The sequence below is a fragment of the Anaerolineae bacterium genome, from assembly GCA_014360855.1.
Lineage (GTDB): Bacteria > Chloroflexota > Anaerolineae > JACIWP01 > JACIWP01 > JACIWP01.
Map to the genome: position 1 here is coordinate 1 of JACIWP010000336.1, position 2,913 is coordinate 2,913.

Below are 2,913 nucleotides of genomic sequence, written 5' to 3' on the forward strand. Positions count from 1 at the left end.
GACCAAGTACCGGAAAGAACTGCGGGCCTGGTTGGCCGCCCGCCGCGCCTGGTGGCCGGCCGTGGGCCTGGCGTTCGCCTCGGCCCTGAGCATTGCCTGGAGCTGGCGTCTGGCCGGCGCCGCCGGATGGGCCGATCCGGTGAGCTACCGGCCGGCGGAACGCTCGAGCACCCTGACGCACGCCGGCCAGTATGCCCTGTACCTGCCCCCCGCCAACGCCGGCGAACCAGCGCGCGCCTTCCAGGAACTCTCCTTCAATACCGCGCGCCAACTGCGCGGCCAGGAGCTGTGCCTGGGCGCCTGGGTGAACACCACGACACCGCCGGCGCAGGGCTATCTGGTCATTTCCGACGGGCAGACCAGCACCCGCCAGAAAATACAACTGCCCCGCGCCGGCTGGCACTACGTCGAGGTCTGCCATCTCGTCTCTGCGCACGCCTATTGGATCAATGTGGTCGTGGCCAATGCCGGCGCCGCCCCTTTGGCGGCCGATGACCTGGCCCTGTGGCGCGCCGGCGACCCCGCCCGGCGTCAGCTCCTGGAGAACCCGGGGCTGGAGGAGGGAGCGCACTGGAGCCAAAGCTGTCTGACGCGCTGGCTGCGCCTCTCGCCCGGCCAGATGCCCCACCCCTTCGAGCCGGCCAGCTACTCCTGGCCCTCCCTGCGGCGCTACATCCTGTTCGTCATGCTGACCTTCGCCGGCTTCTGGGCCAATTTCGGCTGGCTGACCCTGCCCCTGGCGCCGCAGTGGTATCTCCTGCCGGCCGGCGTCTGCCTGGCCGCCGCGGCAGGCCTCCTGCGGGCGCTCCGCCGCCGGGGCCTCGCCACACGGGGTGTCCCCTGGATCGGGATGGGTATCGCCGCCGGCCTCATCCTTCTGCAGACCTTCCTGCCCATGCTCGGCAGCGGCTGGCAGCCGCAGGGGCGCTACCTCTTCCCCGCCCTCCTCCCGTTCTGCGCCCTGCTGGCCGCCGGCTGGCTGGAACTGGCGCCGGCGCGCCTGCCCCGCGCCGTCTGGTCAGGCGCGCTGGTTATCCTGCTCCTCATATTTGACCAGATTGCCTTTTGGGGCTATCTTGTACCACACTATCATTACATCGGGCTGATGCTCTGAGGGATACCGTATGACGGATACATCGTCGCCGGCCGTCCGGCGCGTGATGGTCATCGGGCTGGACGGCGCGACCTGGGACCTGATCACCCCATGGGCGCGTCAGGGGAAGCTACCCAACCTGGCCCAACTGATGACCGAAGGCGCCCACGGCCCACTGGCATCCACCGTGCCCCCGATCAGCGCGCCGGCCTGGACCTCGTTCATGACCGGCGTCAACCCGGGCAAGCACGGCATTTACCACTTCCAGGAACATATCCCGAACAGTTATCAGGCGCGGCTGGTCAGCGGCGCGGACGTGAAAGCGCCCACCATCTGGCGCATCCTGAGCGAAGCCGGAAAATCCAGCATCTCCGTCAACGTGGCGATGACCTTCCCGCCGGAGCGCATCAACGGCATCGTCATCGCCGGCGTGGACGCCCCCGGCACCGGAAGCCAGTACACCTACCCGCCGGAGCTGGCCAAAGAGCTGGAGGAGGCCATTGGTGAATACGTCATCGAGCCGGGCGTCGTGGAGCATACCCGCCGCGGCCGCTATGACGCCGCCTTCCAGGCCATCATCTTCGCATTGGAACAGCGCTGTAAGGCGGTGGAATATCTGATGTCCCATAAACCTTGGGACCTGTTCGTGGTCAATTTCCGCGCCACCGACAACATTCAACACCATTTCTGGCATTTCATGGACCCGACCCACCCGCTGTATGACCTGCAGGGCGCCGCTCGCTATGGAGACTGCATCCTGCAGGTCTACCAGCGACTGGATGAGTGGATCGGCGCGCTCCGCCGGCGCCTCGATGCCGACACCGCCCTCATCCTCGTCTCCGACCACGGCGCCGGCCCGGCCACCGCCAAAGCGGTCTACTTCAACCGCTGGCTGGCCCAGCAGGGTTGGTTGACCTTCGCCGGCGAGCGCTCCCGCTCTCTCGCCGGCCGCCTGCGCGCCGGCCTGATGGGCTTCCTGTGGAAAAGCATCTGGCACTACCTGCGCAAGTGGTTGGGCAAGCGCACCAAGGATACGCTCCGCCGGCTCTTCCCCACCTTGTACGACCGGGCGCGCACGCCGGCGTCCTACTTTGCCATTGACTGGGCGCACACGCAGGCCTACTCCGACGAGTTTCGCGAGGCCATCTGGATCAACCTGCGCGGGCGCGAGCCGCAGGGCATCGTCTCCCCCGGCGAGGAATATGAGCGCCTCCGCCGGGAAATCGCCCGCCGGCTGAGCGAATCGCTCATTGACCCCGAGACGGGGGAACATATTGTGGAACGCGTGTACCTGCGCGAGGAACTGTATCACGGCCCGTACGCCGAGCAGGCGCCGGATATCTTCGTTCAGCTTCGCGAACAGCCCTATTACCGCACGCGCCTGAGCCACACCGCTCGCCGGCCGGAGCCGGTGCAGACCCTCTCCCGGGAGGAACTGCTGGAAGACTTCCTGCCCCCCGGCCTCCACCGCTCGGAAGGCATCATCCTGTTGGCCGGCCCCAACATCAAGGCCGGCGCCCAGCTCCACCACGCCTCCATCATGGATGCCGCCCCTACCATCCTGCACCTCCTGGGACTGCCCGTCCCGTCCCATATGGACGGCCGCGTCCTGGTGGAAGCATTGGAACATCCGGGCGAGGTGCAGTACCGCGATTGGGGCGCCGGCGGTCCCTCCGAGCGCCTGGGCTACAGCGAGGAAGAGGAAGAGCTGGTGCGGGAAAAGCTGGCCGGCCTGGGCTATCTGGGATAACCGATATGGCGGATAGCGATCTGACCAAACGCAAGGTGGTGGTGCTCGGCTGGGACGGCGCGGTGTTCGA

Annotated in this window: 2 protein-coding genes; both read left to right on the top strand. The window is 67.3% G+C overall.

Annotated features, from left to right (window positions below; translation table 11 throughout):
• The coding region (locus tag H5T60_13625) for a hypothetical protein (protein MBC7243471.1) at positions 1–1,114 on the top strand (1,114 nt) is incomplete at its 5' end.
• Between the two features lie 10 nt (positions 1,115–1,124).
• Positions 1,125–2,843, top strand: coding sequence for an alkaline phosphatase family protein (locus H5T60_13630; GenBank protein ID MBC7243472.1), 1,719 nt, complete (start codon positions 1,125–1,127; stop codon positions 2,841–2,843).
• Positions 2,844–2,913 lie beyond the last annotated feature (70 nt).

Coding starts and splice junctions, on each gene's coding strand:
- H5T60_13630 (MBC7243472.1), top strand. CDS start 1,125: ATGACGGATACATCGTCGCCGGCCGTCCGGCGCGTGATGGTCATCGGG.